We start from the raw sequence: 17,527 nt of genomic DNA, 5'->3' as shown, positions 1-17,527 counted from the left end.
CCCGGAGCCGTGAGGGGGCTCCGGGGGCCGGGGACGCGGCGGGCCGAGTGTGACCCCACAGGTCAGGGCGGACGTCGGGCAGGCCCGCCGCGACGTTTCTTCAGTTCAGGCGGTAAGGGTCCTCAGCCGAGACGGGCGACCAGCGCGCGGTACTCGTCCCACAGCTCCTTCGGCGTGTGGTCGCCGAAGGTGTTGAGGTGCTCGGGGATCAGCGCCGCCTCCTCGCGCCAGACCTCCTTGTCGACCTTGAGCAGGAAGTCCAGGTCCGCCTCGGGCAGTTCGAGGCCGTCCGTGTCGAGCGCGTCACGCGTCGGCAGGATGCCGATCGGCGTCTCGACGCCTTCGGCCTTGCCCGCCAGGCGCTCCACGATCCACTTCAGGACGCGGCCGTTCTCGCCGAAGCCCGGCCAGACGAACTTGCCCGCATCGTTCTTGCGGAACCAGTTCACGTAGTAGATCTTCGGCAGCTTGGACGCGTCGGCGTTCTTGCCGACCTTGAGCCAGTGGCCCATGTAGTCGCCCATGTTGTAGCCGCAGAACGGCAGCATGGCGAACGGGTCGCGGCGCAGCTCGCCGACCTTGCCCTCCGCGGCGGCGGTCTTCTCGGAGGCGACGTTCGCACCGAGGAAGACACCGTGCTGCCAGTCGAAGGACTCGGTCACCAGCGGCACCGCGGTGGCGCGGCGGCCGCCGAAGAGGATCGCCGAGATCGGCACACCCTTCGGGTCCTCCCACTCCGGCGCGATGATCGGGCACTGCCCGGCCGGGACGGTGAAGCGGGCGTTCGGGTGGGCGGCCGGGGTCTGGGACTCCGGCGTCCAGTCGTTGCCCTTCCAGTCGGTGAGGTGCGCGGGCAGCTCCTCGGTCATGCCCTCCCACCACACGTCGTTGTCGTCGGTCAGCGCGACGTTGGTGAAGACCGAGTTGCCCCACATGGTCTTCATGGCGTTGGCGTTGGTGTGCTCACCGGTGCCGGGCGCTACGCCGAAGAAACCGGCCTCCGGGTTGATCGCGTACAGCTGGCCGTCCTCGCCGAAGCGCATCCAGGCGATGTCGTCGCCGATGGTCTCCACGGTCCAGCCGGAGATGGTGGGCTCCAGCATGGCGAGGTTGGTCTTGCCGCAGGCGGACGGGAAGGCCGCGGCGACGTACTTCGACGCGCCCTGCGGCGGGGTCAGCTTGAGGATCAGCATGTGCTCGGCGAGCCAGCCCTCGTCGCGTGCCATGACGGACGCGATGCGCAGCGCGTAGCACTTCTTGCCGAGCAGGGCGTTGCCGCCGTAGCCGGAGCCGTACGACCAGATCTCGCGGGTCTCCGGGAAGTGCGAGATGTACTTGGTGGAGTTGCACGGCCAGGGGACGTCCTGCTCGCCCTCGGCGAGGGGCGCGCCCAGCGTGTGCACGGCCTTGACGAAGAAGCCGTCGGAGCCGAGCTCGTCGAGGACGGGCTGTCCCATGCGGGTCATGGTGCGCATGGACACGGCGACATAGGCGGAGTCGGTGATCTCGACGCCGATCGCGGACAGGTCCGAGCCGAGGGGGCCCATGCAGAACGGCACGACGTACATGGTCCGGCCGCGCATCGAGCCGCGGAAGATGCCCTTCTCACCGGCGAAGATGTCCTTCATCTCCGCGGGAGCCTTCCAGTGGTTCGTCGGGCCCGCGTCCTCCTCCTTCTCGGAGCAGATGAAGGTGCGGTCCTCGACACGCGCGACGTCGGTCGGGTCGGACGCGGCGTAGTAGGAGTTGGGGCGCTTGATCGGGTCCAGCTTCTTGAACGTGCCCTTGGCGACGAGCTCCTCGCACAGACGCTCGTACTCGGACTCGGATCCGTCACACCAGACGACGCTGTCCGGCTCCGTGATTGCTGCGATCTCGTCGACCCAGGAGATGAGCTCCTGGTGGTTGGTGGGGACGGTGCTGGGAGCCGCGATGTCGCGCGCCACGATCGCTCCTAAGTGAGGGGTTTGAAGGTTGGTGCCCCGTGGGGGCCGCGACCCGGATGCTTCGGTCCTCGCCTGGCGCTCATCCGGTGCCGACCGCACTCATCTGATCATCGGTGCCCTGTGCGCATATGTCCAGAGGGCCTCTCACGTGAGCATCGCCACTCGCGGCCCGAGCGGGTTCAGACCGCATCGCTGTGAGTCTCGCAACGAGGCCCGAACGACACGCTCGTTACCTACGGTTGCGTAGGTACCATCCACGTCATGACCTCTGGCGCGCCCGAAGTGACCGACATAGAGCCCGAACCGTACAAACCGCGGCTGCGGGGCTGGCTGCACGCCGGGATGTTTCCCGCCGTCCTGGTCGCCGGGCTTGTGCTCACGGCGCTGGCCGACTCCACCAAGGCCCGGGTGGCCTGCGCCATCTACGTCTTCACGGCGTGCCTGCTCTTCGGGGTGAGCGCGCTCTACCACCGCGGCAACTGGGGCCCGCGCGGCGAGGCCGTACTGCGCCGCCTCGACCACGCCAATATCTTCCTGATCATCGCGGGCACGTATACCCCGCTGACGATGCTCCTTCTCCCGGCTTCAACCGGCCGAACGCTGCTCTGGGCGGTCTGGGCGGCGGCGGTATCGGGCATCGCCTTCCGGGTCTTCTGGGTCGGCGCCCCGCGGTGGCTCTACACGCCGTGCTACATCGCCATGGGCTGGGCGGCCGTCTTCTTCCTCCCCGATTTCATGCGCGCGGGCGGGATCGCGGTGCTGGTCCTGGTGATCGTCGGCGGACTGCTCTACAGCGCGGGCGGCGTGATCTACGGGATGAAGCGGCCGAACCCCTCCCCGCGGTGGTTCGGCTTCCACGAGGTCTTCCACTCGTTCACGCTCGCGGCGTTCGTCGTGCACTACGTGGGCATCTCGCTGGTGGCCTACCAGCATTCGTAAACGCAGCCCTCACCGAACGGCCCGTGGCACCCGCCACGGGCCGTTCGGCGTTCCCGCCCCCGCACCCCCTGTCTACATTGACAGCGAGCCCCTTTTGAGAGTTACTGTCATTTGGCATCGCCTATTACGAAGGGGGCGTCATGGCGACGACAACACGAGCCGGGGCAGCCGACGCCGGAAGCCCACGCCGCTGGTGGGCGCTCGGCGCCCTCGTCGCGAGCATGCTCGTGCTCGGTTTCGACCTCACGATCCTCAACGTCGCCCTGCCGACCATGGCCGCCCAGCTCGGCGCAACCACCGGTGAGCAGCAGTGGACGGCCGACGCCTACGTCGTCGTCTTCGCCGCGCTGATGCTCCCTGCGGGCCTCCTCGGCGACCGCTTCGGCCGCCGCCGGATGCTCATCACCGGCCTCGGCGTCTTCCTCTTCGGCTCGCTCGTCGGCGCGCTGGCCGGTGATGTCACCACCGTCATCGCCGCCCGCGCCGTGATGGGCATCGGCGGCGCGCTCGTCATGCCCCTCGCCCTCGCCGTGCTGCCCTCACTCTTCGGCGCACCCGCGGACCGCACCAAGGCCGTCGGCATCGTCTCCGCCGCCTCCGCGCTCGGCCTGCCGCTCGGCCCGATCCTCGGCGGCTGGCTGCTCGAACACTTCTGGTGGGGCTCGATCTTCATGATCAACATCCCCATGGTCGCCATCGGGATCACCGCCTGCGTCCTGCTGCTCCCCGAGACCAGCGACCCCGCGTCCCCCAAGGTCGACGCCGTCTCCACCGCGCTCACCGCGGCCGGGCTCGGCACGCTGATCTACGGAATCATCGAGGCCCCCGACCGCGGCTGGGGCAACCCGCTGATCGTCGGCATGCTCGCCGCAGGTGTCGTACTCATCGGCGCACTCGTCGTACGCGAGCGCCGGGCCTCCAGGCCGATGCTCGACATGGCGCTGCTGCGCGACCGCGGCTTCCTGCTCAACACCGTCGCCGCGACGCTGGTGATGTTCGTGATGGCGGGCCTGATGTTCACGCTGCCCGTCCATCTCCAGGCCGTCCTCGGCTACAACGCGCTGGAGACCGGGGTGCGGATGCTGCCGATGATGGGCGGCCTGGTGATCGTCGCCAAGGGCAGCGCGCCGCTCGTCCAGCGCTTCGGCCCGCGCGGTGTCATCACCGCCGGACTGGTCGTCCTCGCCTTCTCCGCGCTCCTCGGCAGCCGCACCACCGTCGACAACGGCTATGGCTACACGGCCCTGTGGCTGTCCGTCATGGGCATCGGCTTCGGCTTCGCGGTCGTACCCGCCATGGACGCGGCACTCGGCACGCTCCCCGCGGACCGCGCGGGCAGCGGGTCCGGGCTGCTGATGACCGTACGACAGGTCGGCAGCGCGATCGGGATCGCCCTGCTCGGCTCGCTGCTCGCCTCTCTGTACGTCGACACGCTGGACGTCTCCGGGCTGCCGGCCGCGGTCGCGGAACGGGCCCAGGACTCGGTCGTCGCCGCGCACCTCGTGGCGGGGCAGCTCGGCGGCGGGCGGGGCGGGCGCCTCGCGGACTCCGCCGACGCCGCGTATCTGCACGGCATGACGACCGTCCTGTTCATCAGCGGAGTGGCGGCGCTGCTGTCCGCCCTGCTGGTCGCGGCACTGCTGCCGAACCGGCGGCCGGTCACGAAGGACGAGGTCGCCGTGGCTCCCGCCCCGGTCGATGCAGGACAATGACGGACATGGCCGCCACCACACGCAACCCCTCGCGCGACTCGCTCGCCGAAGCGCAGCCACAGCTCGGCCTGCGCGAGCGCAAGAAGCTCAAGACGCGTATCGCGATCCGGCGGGCGACGTACCGGCTCATCTCGGAGCAGGGGTACGAGGCGACCACGATCGAGCAGATCGCCGAGGCGGCCGAAGTCTCGCCGTCGACGGTCTTCCGCTACTTCCCGACGAAGGAAGACATCGTCCTCACCGACGAGTACGACCCGATCATGGAGGCGGAGCTCCGGGCCAGGCCGGCGGACGAGGAGCCGCTGGAGGCGATCCGGCAGGTGATGACAGACGGCCTGCGGACCTTCATCGAGGACGAGCGGGACGAGGTCATCCAGCGGACGAAGCTGATGGTGGAGGTTCCGGCGATCCGCGCGCGGATGACGGAGACGATGGCGACGACGTCGGAGCTGCTGGTCCACGCGCTGGCGGACCGCACCGGCCGGGACCATGACGACCTGGACGTCCGGGTCTTCACGGCGGCGGTGCTGGGTGCCCTGCGCGAGGTGATGCTGTACTGGGCGGCGCGGGACCACCAGGACGACCTGATCGAACTGGTGGACCGCGCGCTGACGACGATCCAGGGCGGGCTGAGGCTCTGACCTGCGGCTCTGACCCGGACCCGCGCTTTGACCGGCCGCTACCGCACCCCGTCCCCCTTACCGCACGCCACCCCGTCCCGGTTCGGGTCCAGCCGGAGCGGGTCGTCCCTGCCGTTCAGCTTCAGACGGCCGTAGTCGTGCGCCGCAAGCCACCCGCACCGTGCCGTCGTCGTCGCCTTCACCGTGCGCGGGAAGACCGTGGGGACACACACCCCCACCGCGCCGTAGTGCCGGTCGCAGCCCGCGACCGTCGGGCTCACCGGGGCCGAACTCCGCTTCTTCTGCGCCTTCTTGGGGGCAGCCGCGGGAGCCTCGGCGAAGCTGTGGACGTGCGCGGACGGCGCATCGGCTGCCATCGCCGCCGGCCCGCCCAGATGCACCCACTGCGCCACCGACGGAACCCCGTTCGCGTCGACCGCGAAGAGCATGTACCAGCCCGGCGGCGCCAGATTCGGGTTGCTGGTGACGTTGAGGTCGATGTTGTTGCCGTCGACCGTCATCGGCAGGTCCACGAACCGCTGGTTGGGGTCGGAGGAGTGGGTCACCGCCGCCGGGCGGATCAGTTCCGCCTTGGCGATCGGCCGGTCGACCGTGATCCGCTGGGTGTCCCCGTACGTCCACTGCCCGTCGATCACCGACGTGATGCCCGGCCGTGCGCCCTTGAGGAGATACGGCGGCGTGTAGACCGACACATTGTGGTTGTACGTGCCGTTGCCCGGGTTGTCGCCGACCGACATCACCCGCCCGTCCGGCAGCAGGAAGGACCCTGAGTGGTACGTCCGCGGGATCGGGTCCGCCGCCAGGCCCTCCTGGTACGTGTTGGTCACCGGGTCGAAGAAGGACGCCTCGTACACCGGGTCGGCCCGGTCGTGCAGCCCGCCGCCCGTCTCCAGGACCTTCCCGTCGGGCAGCAGCACGGCCGAGACGAACATCTTGCCCTCAGCACCCGTCTGGGGCCGCTTGCCCTGGCCCTGGTCGACCTGGCCCTGCGGCAGCAACGGGCCGTGCACATAGCCCGGGTTGGGGTTCTTGAGGTCGATGATGTCGGTGAGGCGGTTGGCCGCCGGGTTGGTCTCGTTGTTGCCGCCGCCCATCGTCAGCACGCGCTGGTCCTGCGCGGGCGGCAGCAGCACACTCGCCGACTCGTCCCGCTGGTCCTTGTTCTGCAGACCGGGCACATCGGTGAGGGTGTTGGCGGTGTAGTCGTAGATCGAGGCGCCCGAACCCTGCGTGCCGTTGCCGAAGACATGGCTTCCGGAGTAGAAGAGCCGTCCGTCCTGCATCAGGATCATCGACGGGTACAGACCCCAGTACGACCAGGTCTGGTTGACGTCGTACCACGGCAGCCACTTGTTCTGGGCCGCCGAGAACTTCTCCGCCGTCACATTGCCCGTCGAGTCCTCCTTCAGACCGCCGAAGGAGATGACGTCACCGTTGCCGAGGATCGTCGCCGACGGATACCAGTGGCCGCCGTTCATGTCGTTCGTCTTCGTATAGGTCTCGGTCGCCGGGTCGAAGATGTACGAGTCCTTCAGACCCTGGTATCCGATGCTGCCGTCGGCCGACGGATAGCCCTTGTTGCCGCTCATCACCAGGACCTTGCCGTCCTGGAGCTGCACATGACCGGCGCAGAACATGTCCACGGGCGTGGGGATCGTCCGGAAGTCACCGGTCGACGGGTCGTAGATCGCCGAGGTGAAGGTGCCCGCCTCGAACTGCGCCTGGTCGTTGCCGGAGCCCGCGATGACGAGCACCTTGCCGTTGTGCAGCACCACGGAGTGCATGGAACGCACCGGGTTCTGGACCGGCAGCACGTCCCAGCGGCCCTTGGCGCACTCCTCGGGTGTCGCCGTGCACTGGGGCTCGGGGGCGGGCGCGCCGACCTCTTCCATGACGTAGTCGTCGGTGGTGACCGAGCCCGTGCCGTAGACGGATACGCCCCAGGTGATCTGGTCGGTGCCGGGCGGGATCTCGGGCGTACGCACCTCGGCGCGCTGGTAACCGGCGCTCATGGGCAGGGTCTTGAGGTCAGTCCAGTACTGCCACCCGGCCGTCGTGTCGTGCCGGAAGAGTGTGACGGACGTGTCGGGGGTGTCGCTCTTGTACCAGAGGGACAGGTCGTACTGGCTGCCCGGCTTCACCTTCGGCGCGCAGGTCGTGTCCTCGGTGATCATCGCCTTGCGGTCGCCGTCGACGCGGCGGGTCAGCGACACTTTCATCGCCGTACTGCCGGAGTGCGCGTCGGCGACGGTCGCGAACGTGAAGTCGTTGTCGCCCCAGCCGGACTTCTCCCAGCAGGTGGGCATCGAGCCGCCCGCACCGGCCTGCTCGAAGCCGGGGTTGGTGATCAGATTGGCTCCGGCGGACGCGGGCGGCGGAGCCGCGATCAGCAGCGCCGTCGTCATGGCGCCGACTGCCAGCAGAGCGGTTCTCCGTCTGCGTCCCCTGAGTCCTCTGAGTCCCCATGAGTTGGTCATCACGCGGTCCCTTCCCTACGGCTTCCTCGCCGCGGCAGATACACCAGCGCCTCCGTCGCCGCGAACCGCAGCACGAACGTGGTCAGCAGCGCCAGCGTGGTCGCCGGCAGCACCGCCATGTCCATCCGGCTCACGAACAGCGCGATCAGCGGGATACGCAGCAGCAGATCGGCGTTGGCGAGCAGCGCGAACCGGCCCACCCGGTCCGCCCAGTGCCGGTGCCTTCGGCGGTCCCGGAACAGCAGCGTCTCGATGAGGAGGAAGTTCCACATGACGCCGAACTGGTTGGCCACGATCTCGGCCGGCAGATAGTGCATTCCTGCGACGGTCAGCACATGCAGCCCGAGCAGGTTCGGCAGAAAGCCGGTGAAGCCGATCAGTCCGAAGACGGCCATGCGCGCGAAGGGGGACGCGGTCCGCAGCGAGGCGAGGTGCGCGAGGAAGCGCAGCCCTTCCTTCGCCGTCGACTTGGACTCGCCCGCGAACCTGTCCTGGAAGACGAACGGCACCTCCGCGACCGTCTCCGGGCGGCAGCGCACCGCCAGTTCGAGCAGGATCTTGTAGCCGAGCGGCTTCAGCGCCTCGGTCGGCCGGGGGTTCGGGGGGTGTCCCCCGGGAGGAGACAGTGCGCTGCGGCGGATCGCGAAGAAGCCGCTCATCGGGTCGCTGATGCCGCGCAGCCTGCGCGGGAACAGCGCCTTCGTCAGCCAGGTCGCCCCGCGCGAGACGGCGATGCGGTAGCCGCCGGCGAGGCCCGCACGGCTGCCGCCGCGAATGTACCGGCTGGCGACCACGAGATCGGCGCCCGAGCGCTCGCCCGCGGCGACCAGTTCGGGCACCAGCGCGGGCGGATGCTGGAGGTCGGCGTCCATGACGACGATCCAGTCGGAGCCCGCGCTGCGCAGGCCCTCGACGACCGCTCCGCCGAGTCCGCCGGTGGGGGTCTCGCGGTGCAGTACGCCGACGGGGAACGGGCAGTCCTGCGCGGCGCTGCGGATCACCTCGGGGGTGTCGTCCGTGGAGTCGTCGACGAAGAGGACCTCGCAGGGCAGCCTGGACGGCACCGACTCGGTGAGCCGGCGCAGCAACTCCCGTATGTTCTCGGACTCGTTGAAGGTCGGGATGATGACGGTGACGGCGCCGGGCTCGGCGAGCTCGGCGGCAGTGAGTTCCGGATCGCCCAGTTCTTCGGCGCCCGTACGGGGTGTGGTCATCGCTCGCCTCCGGTGATCCGGCGGATCTCGATCCGGTCCTCGCCGTCGCCGAAGACGGCTACGGGCCTCGAATGCTGAAGTGCGGCCTTGACGTTGGGCAGGTCGACGGCGTCGCGGCGGACGGTCGGCGACGACACCACGTAGTCGAGGTCCCGCCAGCCGCGCGGCATGGTTCTGGTGACCGCCGGGTCGAGGTCTGCCTTGTAGAACCAGATGGCACCGGTGCCGGGCTTGAACCCGTCGTGGACGAGGTCCAGCCAGAGCGCGTCGTCGACGAGGACGCGGGTGGATGCGGGGTCGGGGACCTCCCTCTGCATCCAGGACGCGGCTGCGCGGTAGGGGGCGTTGGCGTCGACGGTGAGGGCATCGCGATTTCCGTCGTACCAGCGCGGTACGACGTACACGGCGGCGGACACGGCGAGAAGCGAGGCGACCGCCCAGCGCCCATAGGTGAGCTGCTTCCCCTCGTCCCTGCCCCGCCACTTGCGCAGCACGGCGTGCGTGACGCTCGCCGCGCCGCCCGCCAGGACTATCGCGAGGAACGGCAGCGCCTGGATCACGTACATCGCGGGCAGATACCCCGACGGGCGCATCGCGACCACCGCGAGGATCGCCACCGCGAGGGCCGGACCGGCGAGCGCGCGGGCGGTGACAGACCAGCGCAACGTGAGCAGGAGCAGCGCCGCGCCCGCGAGTCCGCCGAGCGGCAGCACCCGGTCGTAGTACAGCCAGGACTGGAAGACGCCGTGCGAGCCGGAGCCCGCGTCGAAGATGGAGCCCGAGCCGGCGCGGCCCATCTGATACGTGATCCCGTCGATCAGCGACACATGCCCGGCCCCGGGGAAGAGCTCATTGTTGAGCAGCGCGTACAGCGGATACGACAGGCCGATCAGGGCGCACGCGGTGATCGCCCCGGTCACCGCGAACTTGCGGGTGTCGCGATGGCTGTGCCGCCACATCGTCACAAGGAGCGCGGGCAGCACCACCAGCATCGTCTCCTTGGTGAGCACGGAGGTCGCTGCGGCGAGCCCGGCGCCGAAGTGGTGCCACAGATGACGGCTCGGGGACGCCGCCAGGCAGAACGCCAGCAGCATCCACATCACCGCGACGTTGTCCAGGAAGATCTCGCGCTGCAGGACGACCGACAGCGGCGAGAGCCCGAAGAGCAGCATCCCGAGCGCCGCCGCCCAGCGCGGCAGGAACAGCCGGCGCGCCAGGACGTACAGAAGGACCGCGCATGCCGCGCTGACCAGCAGCATCGCGAACCGCATCGTCGCGACGGTCATCGTCTCGGGCGCGATCAGCGAGGGGACCCAGGTGAGCGCGGCGATCTGTATCCAGCCGAGCGGCGGATGGTCGTACCAGTACGTGTAGTGCGCAAGCCCGTCGCCCTGCTGGACCGCCCAGGCCTGAGCGAGATAGGTGCCCTCGTCGTCGCTGAGGGTCGGGAAGTGGGTGATGTTCCAGCCCTGGACGATCAGGATCACGGCCAGCAGCCCGAAGCAGAGCAGCAGATCGGGGCGTGAGCTGCGGAAGCGTATGACGGGCCGGACATGGACGGGGACCGCCTGCGGGGGCGTCGCGGCTGGGGGCAGCGTGGCGGTGTCAGCAGCCGGGGGCAGTGTGGTGGTCACCGGTGGGCGTCCTCTCGGGTCGCGGTGAGATGCGCGCCGACATGACTGGTCAGCTCCCACTCGTTGCGTCCCCGCTGCTCCCGCCAGACGGCGCGCACGGCGGCGCCGGCCAGGAGGACCTGGTAGAAGGGCCCGCCGACGATGAGCTTGAGGTAGTGCACGAAGCGGACACGCAGGCCGTACTGCTTACCGAAGTCGTGCAGTCCGACGATCTCGAAGACGAAGGTGACCATGGCCGTGATCAGCGGCAGGAAGGTCACGATGGCGATGCCGACGGGAACGTCCAGGAAGAGCGCGATACCGACGTTGACGGGGATGATCACGCCGGAGAACGCCTGCAGGAAGGGCGTCATCAGGGTGTAGCGGGCGAGCAACCGCTGTCCGAAGCCGGGGAGTTGCTGCCAGTCCTTCTTCCGGTAGACCTGAAGGAAGCCCTGGTTCCAGCGGGTGCGCTGCTTGAGCAGGCTCATCAGCGTGCCCGGGGTCTCCTCGCGGGTGACCATGTCGCTGTCGTACGCGACGACGACCTTCTTGCCGACGGAGGAGAGGCGTACGCCCAGATCGCAGTCCTCGGCAAGGCAGTTCGGGTCCCAGCCGTCGGCCTCGCGCAGCACCGTCGTACGGACGAAGACGGTGTTGCCGCCGAGCGGAATGAAACCTTTCTGTGCGTGCAGATGCAGTCGGCTGCGGAACCAGAAGAAGTACTCCAGGCAGTTGCGCAGGCTGTACCAGCTGGAGTGGAAGTTGATCAGCTGGACCCCGCCCTGGACGACGTCCGCACCCGTGGAGGTGAAGGCATGGTCGACATGGGCGAGCAGCTCGGGGTGGACCTGGTCCTCGGCGTCGAAGACGCCCACGATGTCGCCGCGGCAGTGCGGGAGTGCGGTGTTGAGGGCCTTGGGCTTGTTCTTCACCTCATGGGTGTCGGTGATGACCCGCACCCGCACCGGATCACGGGCCGCCGCGCGCTCGGCGACCTCCGCGGTCTCCGGATCGTCGTGGCCGACGATCACGATGATCTCGAAGTTGGAGTGGCTGGACTCCAGCAGTCGCTCGATGGTGTGCTCCAGCACCGCCTGCTCGTGGCGGGCGGGCAGAAGCAGCGAGAAGGAGAGCCCGACACCCCCGTCGGGACGGTCGAAGCGGGTCGCCGCGAGGGTCTCGGGCGTACGCCAGGCATGCATCTGCCACCACAGCGTGAACGCGGCCATCCAGAAAAGCGCCACGGAAATGGCAGCAACGAACACCGAAATGAGCACCGACGGTCCCCCCTTGGACCTGTGCCCCGGCAGCAGGACCCCCCTGGCCGGCGACACACCTGTGGCAGCCCCGGCGTGGCGCACTCCCCAGTGCTCACACCCGGCTACTCCTGGAGCGGGACGCTAGTGGCGGAACGTTAAACTCCGGTGCCCGCCCGATAAAAAGTGATGTATCTCTGTCAGTTGGCGAGTTTCGGGCACGTACACATCCGCCCGTGGTGTGTCGTTAGGTCCCCTGTCGGCCCGACCCCCGGGGACGCCTCAGCCGCCGAGCTGCGCGGCGAGCTCCGCCGGATCCGACGTGGGCATCCGGCAGGCGAAATTCCGGCAGACGTACGCCGCCGGGCTGCCCTCCACCAGATGACGGTCCCTGAGCAGCGGGAACTCCTCGCTGTCCGGTTCACCGACCGCGACCACAACGCCAGGGGCCTGCGCCAGCAGTGCCGTACGGTGCAACTCCCGTGTCACCGCGTCGTCCTGGGACCCGGCCACCGCCACCTCGCGCGGCCCGTCGAGCAGCGCCTCCGCCACCGCGAGCCCCCAGCCGATGAACCGCGGCGCCCGCGGCCCGAGCGCCTTCACCACACCCAACGCGCCCTCCGCCGCGGTGCGATGGGCCTCCGAGCCGGTGTGCGCGGCATACGAGAGCAGCGCACCGGCGGCCGCGGTCCAGCCGGACGGGGTCGCGTTGTCCGTCGGGTCCTGCGGACGGCGGATCAGCGGCTCGGCGTCATGGGCCGTGTCGTACAGCGCCCCGCCCTCACTCACGAACTGGTCGATGACAATGTCCAGCAGGAAGCCCGCGAACTCCAGCCACACCCCTTCGCCGGTCACACCCGCGAGCGCCAGGAAGCCCTCGGCGACATCCGCGTAGTCCTCAAGGACCCCGGCGTTCGCGCCGATCTTGCCGTCCTTGGAGGTACGGGCGAGCCGAGCGCCGTTGTCCATGTGCAGCCGCACCAGCAGATCGGCGGCCTCGGTGGCCCGCTCGACGAGATCCGGACGCTCGAAGTACGCACCCACCTCGGCGAGTGCCGCGATCGCGAGACCGTTCCACGCGGCGACGACCTTGTCGTCCCGCTCGGGACGCGCCCGCAGCGCACGTGCCGCGAACAGCCGCTGCTTGATCGCCGGATCCACCTCGCCGTCCGGGAGTTGCAGAACGGACGCGCCCTCCTCGAAGGTCCCCTCCTGCGTCACACCGAACAGCTCGACGACCCGCTGCCCGTCCTCGTCGCCCAGCACCTCGCGCAGCTGCTGAGGCGTCCACACATAGAACGCGCCCTCGACATGCCGTCCGGTTCCGTCGTCGCTGTCCGCGTCGAGCGCCGACGCGAAACCGCCCTCGGCCGTGCGCAGCTCCCGCACCATGAACTCCGCGGTCTCCAATGCCACGCGCCTCGCCAGCTCCGAGCCGGTCGCCCGCCACACATGCGCGTACACCCGGCACAACAGAGCGTTGTCATAGAGCATCTTTTCGAAGTGCGGCACGACCCACTCACGGTCCACCGAATACCGCGCGAAACCGCCGCCGAGCTGGTCGTACAGCCCGCCGCGGGCCATCGCCCCACAGGTCTCGGCTGCCATCTGCAGCGCCCCGTCGGACCCGGTACGGGCGTAGTGGCGCAGCAGGAATTCGACGGCCATCGACGGCGGGAACTTGGGCGCCCCGCCGAAGCCGCCGTTCCGCTCGTCGTACTCACGGGTAAGCCCGAGCAGCGCCTGCGCCAGCTCCTCCTCACCGGGCACACCCTCCCCGCCGTACGCGAGCGAGCGCCCGGCCAGATCGCGGACGATCTTCCCCGCGACCTCACCGACCTCCTCGCGCCGCTCGTTCCAGGCGGCCGCGACCCCTTCGAGGACCTGCCGGAACGAGGCCATGCCGTGCCGGGGCTCGGGCGGGAAGTAGGTACCGAAGTAGAAGGGCTCGCCGTCCGCGGTGAGGAAAACGGTCATGGGCCAGCCGCCCTGCCCCGTGGCGGCCTGCACGGCCTCCATGTAGACGGCGTCGACGTCGGGTCGCTCCTCGCGGTCGACCTTGACCGGGACGAAGTGCTCGTTCACATAGGCCGCGGTCTCGTCGTCCTCGAAGGACTCGTGAGCCATGACATGACACCAGTGGCAGCTGGAATAGCCAACGCTCAGCAGCACGGGCACCCCGCGCTTGCGCGCCTCCTCGAAAGCCTCGCCCGACCACGGCCACCAGTCGACCGGATTGTCGGCGTGTTGCAGGAGGTAGGGGGAAGTCTCATGGGCGAGGCGGTTCGGCATGTACTCATCCTCTCTCAGGTGGGGATGATCGTCAGACTCTCTCGCGCTGACGCGCCGCACGCAGGACACTTGTCGCCGGAACGGAACCGGAACCCGAGACGGGGCCGGAACCGGAACGGAATGGGAGCTCTCGGAGGGGGACGCACATGCGGGACAGCCATCGGGCGGAAGCCGAGCGGCTGTTGGTACGCGCCGTCGAGGAAGAGGTACGGCGTTCGGGAGGGCGGTCGGACTCCGCCGTGCTGCTGGCACGCGCGCGGGCCGCCCTGGACAGCATGGCGGCGAACGCGGGCGAGGAGTACGCCGCGTACGAGCAGGCGCTGGCCGAGGCGGAGGCCGGGCAGCAGCCGCTTTCCGCGCAGTTCAGCAAGCAGAACATCTCAACTCCTGTGCTGGTGACGGTCGTTGCGGCGATCGCGGCGGTCGGATCTGACGTCGCGCTGGGCACGGCCGCGGGCACCGCGCTCGCAGCCGGGGCCGTCGTCGCCACCGCCGGGGCCGCGACGACGGTCGCCAAGGTGACCGCGTCGCACTGGCCGGCCGCGCACCGCAGGGCCGGGGCGCTCGGGCAGCCGGGCGGGGCGGAGCAGCTGCGGCTGCAGTGGTTGACTGCGCTGGAGGTACGGGGCATCCGCCCGTTCCTGGACCAGCAGCGGATGCTGGCCTCCTCCACCCGTACGGCGACGAAGAAACCCGCCGTGGTGCCCCAGCTGCGTGGCGCGGACCGCAGCGCGGCGGCGCGCAGGCGCTCCGTGCTGGAGCAGTCCTTCGGTCATCTGCCGGAGCCCGAGGGGCCGTTCGCGGGCCGCCGGGAGGAGATGACGCAGATCGCGCAGTGGGTGCATGCGGCCCGCGCGTCGACGGAGACGAAGCCGACGGTCGTGGTGCTGTACGGCGATGCGGGTTCGGGGCGTACGACCCTGGCGGTGCGGGCGTCGCACCACCTCAAGGACCAGTTCCGGGGCGCCTGCGTCGTTGACCTGCGGGGCGACAGCGCCGGTCCGCTGTCCACGCGGGACGCGCTGCTGCATCTGCTGAACCGGCTGGGCGCGCCCCGCGAGCAGCTGCTGTTCCGGGAGCGGTCGTCGGCCGAGCAGCAGGTGCGGCGGCTGAGCGAGCTCTACCACCAGCATCTGACGGGTCTGCCGGTGACGGTGGTGCTTGACGATGCAAGCGACCCGGATCAGGTACGCACACTGGTGCCGGAGCGCTCGGACAGCCTCGTGCTCGTGACCGCGCGCAGGCCGCTGGAGCTGGCCGAGGACATTCCGGCGTGGGTGCACCAGCTGCCGGTCGATGCGCTGGATCCGGCGGGCGCGGAGGAGCTGCTGCGGGCCTCGGCCGAGGAGCCGGTGTCCGGCCCCTACGACGCCCAATCGGCCGACCAGGTACGGGAGTTGTGCGGCGGGCTGCCGCTGGCTCTGCGGATCGCGGGCTCATCGCTGGGCCCGCGGACCGCGCATCAGCTGGCGGCCGACCTCGGCGCCTACGGTCCGGTGGATCCGGTCGAGCGGGCGCTGTGGCTGCGCTACACCGACCAGTCCGAGCAGGCGCGGCGGCTGCTGCGCCGGCTCGCGCTGGCCGGACGGGCGTCGCTGGGCGCGGCCGCGGCGGCCGCGCTGCTGGCCACGGACGAGCAGGAGGCACAGCGCCTGCTGACGGGCCTGGCGACGGCGGGACTCATCGACCATGTGCGGGCCAGCCGCTACCGGCTGCACGATGTCGTACGGTCCTTCGCCCGGGCCCGGCTCCTGGACGAGGAGGAGGCCAAGGAGCGCGCGGCCGCGCAGGAGCGGCTGATCCAGAACTACGCGGACCTGGCCGGGGCCGTGATCCGCATGGTGGACGGCAAGATGTCCACGCGCGCGGGCCAGTTCGGGGCGCACGGCTTCTCCTCGCTGGACGCGGCACTGCGCTGGCTGGACGACGAGTCGAGCTTCATCACCTCGGCGCTGCGGCACGCGGAGGGAGTGAACCAGCAGACGGTGCTGAATCTGCTGGGCGCGCTGTGCGACTACTGCCTGCTGCGCGGCGACCTGTACCGCCTCGGCGAGATCAGCGAACTGTCGCAGGCGGTGGACCAGGGACTGCTGGAGCGCTCCGTTCGCTGGCGTACCGGTATCGCGGCCCGCCAGCTCGGCGAGCTCGACAAGGCCCGGACGACCCTCTCGTCCGTCGTCGGCCTCTACCGCGAAGCACAGAACGACTCGGGCACGGCCCTCGCGCTCTGCTCGCTCGGCATCACCCTGCACCACCAGGGCAATCTCACCGAGGCCGCGGCGAAGCTGCACGAGGCGATCGAGCTGCAGTCCTCCGACGAGCAGGCCGAGGACCGGGCCTGGTCGCTGCACGCCCTGGCCGCGGTCGAACGCGACCGGGCCAATCTCGCGGAGGCGCTGACGCTGCTGGCGACGGCGCTGACCCTGCACCGGGAGGGCGAGTCGCTCCACGGTGAGGCCTGGACGCACTTCCAGCTCGGCCAGGTGTGCCTGCGCATGGGCGACGTCCTTCGCGCGGAGTCGGAGCTGCGCACGGCACTGGATCTGTACGGACGCACCCGTGACGGCCGCGGCGAGGCCTGGGCGCTGACTCAGCTGGCGCGGGCGCGTCTGGTGGACGGCGACCCGGCGCCTGCGGTGGACCAACTGCGCCAGGCGCTGTCGCGTCACCGCGAGAACGAGGACGCGCGCGGCGAGGCCTGGACGCTGTACTACCTCGGCCAGGCGCTGGAGGAGAGCGGCGATCGCGACCAGGCGGTACGGGAGCTGGAACGGGCCCGGACGATGTTCTCGCGGATGCGCGACGTCTACGGTCTGGCGTGCGCCCGCCACCACTCGGGCCGCGTCACCCGCGACCAGCGCGCGGCCCAGACCGGCAACCTCCGCAACTCCGGCTTCGCCCGCCAGCTCCTGGTTGACGCCCGCGCCGACTTCCACCGCATCGGCGTGGCCCACGGCGAGGCCTGGACCTGCTTGGAACTGGCCCTGATCGACGCGGGAAACAACCGCGCGGCGCAGGCGCTGGCGCTGTGCGACGAGGCGGCGGAGCTGTTCGCCTCGTACCAGGACGACCGGGGCGCGGACTGGGCACGCTTCCTGCGCTGCACGCTGCTGCCGTACGCGTCGCCGGGCGGCATAGAGGTCGGCACGGTGGTGGCCCAGGAGGAGCTCGCCCAGCTCATGGGGATGTCGCACTCCTCGCGCGACGGCAAGCTCGAGGACTGCGCGGAGGCGCTGGCGGTGATGCTGGACCGGGGCGTCCACCTGGAGGACGGCTGGCAGGCCTGGCACCTGGGCATGGTCCCGAACCGCCACGCGCGGGAGGTGATGGGCGTCCCGGTGACGGCGTCGACCTGACGCCCCACCGGGGCCTCCGCCCCGGACCCCCGCGCCACGGCCGAAGGCCGTCCGGGGTCCAGGGGCGGAGCCCATGGT

Annotated in this window: 10 protein-coding genes; 4 read left to right on the top strand and 6 right to left on the bottom strand. The window is 70.0% G+C overall.

Features of this window, described 5'->3' with window-relative positions; translation table 11 throughout:
* Positions 1-122: 122 nt before the first annotated feature.
* Positions 123-1,946: a phosphoenolpyruvate carboxykinase (GTP) gene (locus ABZS64_RS15205; protein ID WP_355828552.1), complete on the bottom strand. Its 1,824-nt coding sequence runs from the start codon at positions 1,944-1,946 to the stop codon at positions 123-125.
* A 261-nt stretch (positions 1,947-2,207) separates the two neighbouring features.
* Between ABZS64_RS15205 and ABZS64_RS15200 the strand changes: the two genes are divergently transcribed.
* The 3 genes from ABZS64_RS15200 (at position 2,208) to ABZS64_RS15190 (ending at position 5,238) form a co-directional block, all read left to right on the top strand.
* Entirely contained in the window at positions 2,208-2,885 is a 678-nt protein-coding gene (locus tag ABZS64_RS15200) for a hemolysin III family protein (RefSeq protein ID WP_355828549.1), read from the top strand.
* Between the two features lie 140 nt (positions 2,886-3,025).
* Positions 3,026-4,597 carry a DHA2 family efflux MFS transporter permease subunit gene (locus ABZS64_RS15195; protein ID WP_355828548.1) on the top strand — a complete coding sequence of 524 codons (1,572 nt, stop codon included), beginning with the start codon at positions 3,026-3,028 and terminating at the stop codon, positions 4,595-4,597.
* Positions 4,598-4,602: 5 nt separating this feature from the next.
* On the top strand, positions 4,603-5,238 hold the full coding sequence (locus ABZS64_RS15190) for a TetR family transcriptional regulator (RefSeq protein ID WP_355828545.1): 636 nt from the start codon (positions 4,603-4,605) through the stop codon (positions 5,236-5,238).
* Positions 5,239-5,276: 38 nt separating this feature from the next.
* On the opposite strand, the gene ABZS64_RS15185 is transcribed toward ABZS64_RS15190, so the two are convergent.
* The 5 genes from ABZS64_RS15185 to ABZS64_RS15165 form a co-directional block, all read right to left on the bottom strand.
* Positions 5,277-7,643: a galactose oxidase-like domain-containing protein gene (locus ABZS64_RS15185; RefSeq protein WP_355828542.1), complete on the bottom strand. Its 2,367-nt coding sequence runs from the start codon at positions 7,641-7,643 to the stop codon at positions 5,277-5,279.
* A gap of 71 nt (positions 7,644-7,714) precedes the next feature.
* Entirely contained in the window at positions 7,715-8,929 is a 1,215-nt protein-coding gene (locus ABZS64_RS15180; RefSeq protein WP_355828539.1) for a glycosyltransferase, read from the bottom strand.
* The gene (locus ABZS64_RS15175) at positions 8,926-10,524 is read right to left on the bottom strand and encodes a phospholipid carrier-dependent glycosyltransferase (protein ID WP_355828833.1); all 1,599 of its coding nucleotides are present in this window, start codon (positions 10,522-10,524) and stop codon (positions 8,926-8,928) included. Before ABZS64_RS15175 ends, ABZS64_RS15180 begins: the two co-directional genes overlap by 4 nt.
* A 35-nt stretch (positions 10,525-10,559) precedes the next feature.
* Complete coding sequence (locus ABZS64_RS15170; protein WP_355828831.1) at positions 10,560-11,774, bottom strand: glycosyltransferase; 1,215 nt, start codon at positions 11,772-11,774, stop codon at positions 10,560-10,562.
* Positions 11,775-12,083: 309 nt separating this feature from the next.
* The gene (locus ABZS64_RS15165) at positions 12,084-14,093 is read right to left on the bottom strand and encodes a thioredoxin domain-containing protein (RefSeq protein WP_355828536.1); all 2,010 of its coding nucleotides are present in this window, start codon (positions 14,091-14,093) and stop codon (positions 12,084-12,086) included.
* Positions 14,094-14,239: 146 nt separating this feature from the next.
* Here ABZS64_RS15165 and ABZS64_RS15160 point away from each other — a divergent pair, with 146 nt between their 5' ends.
* Positions 14,240-17,449 (top strand): tetratricopeptide repeat protein, encoded by a 3,210-nt coding sequence (locus ABZS64_RS15160; RefSeq protein ID WP_355828533.1) that lies wholly within the window; start codon positions 14,240-14,242, stop codon positions 17,447-17,449.
* Positions 17,450-17,527 lie beyond the last annotated feature (78 nt).

This window comes from Streptomyces sp. NPDC005408 (genome assembly GCF_040606445.1).
Lineage (GTDB): Bacteria > Actinomycetota > Actinomycetes > Streptomycetales > Streptomycetaceae > Streptomyces.
Note: the sequence above shows the minus strand (reverse complement) of the source record. Positions and strands in the feature narration are given on the sequence as shown.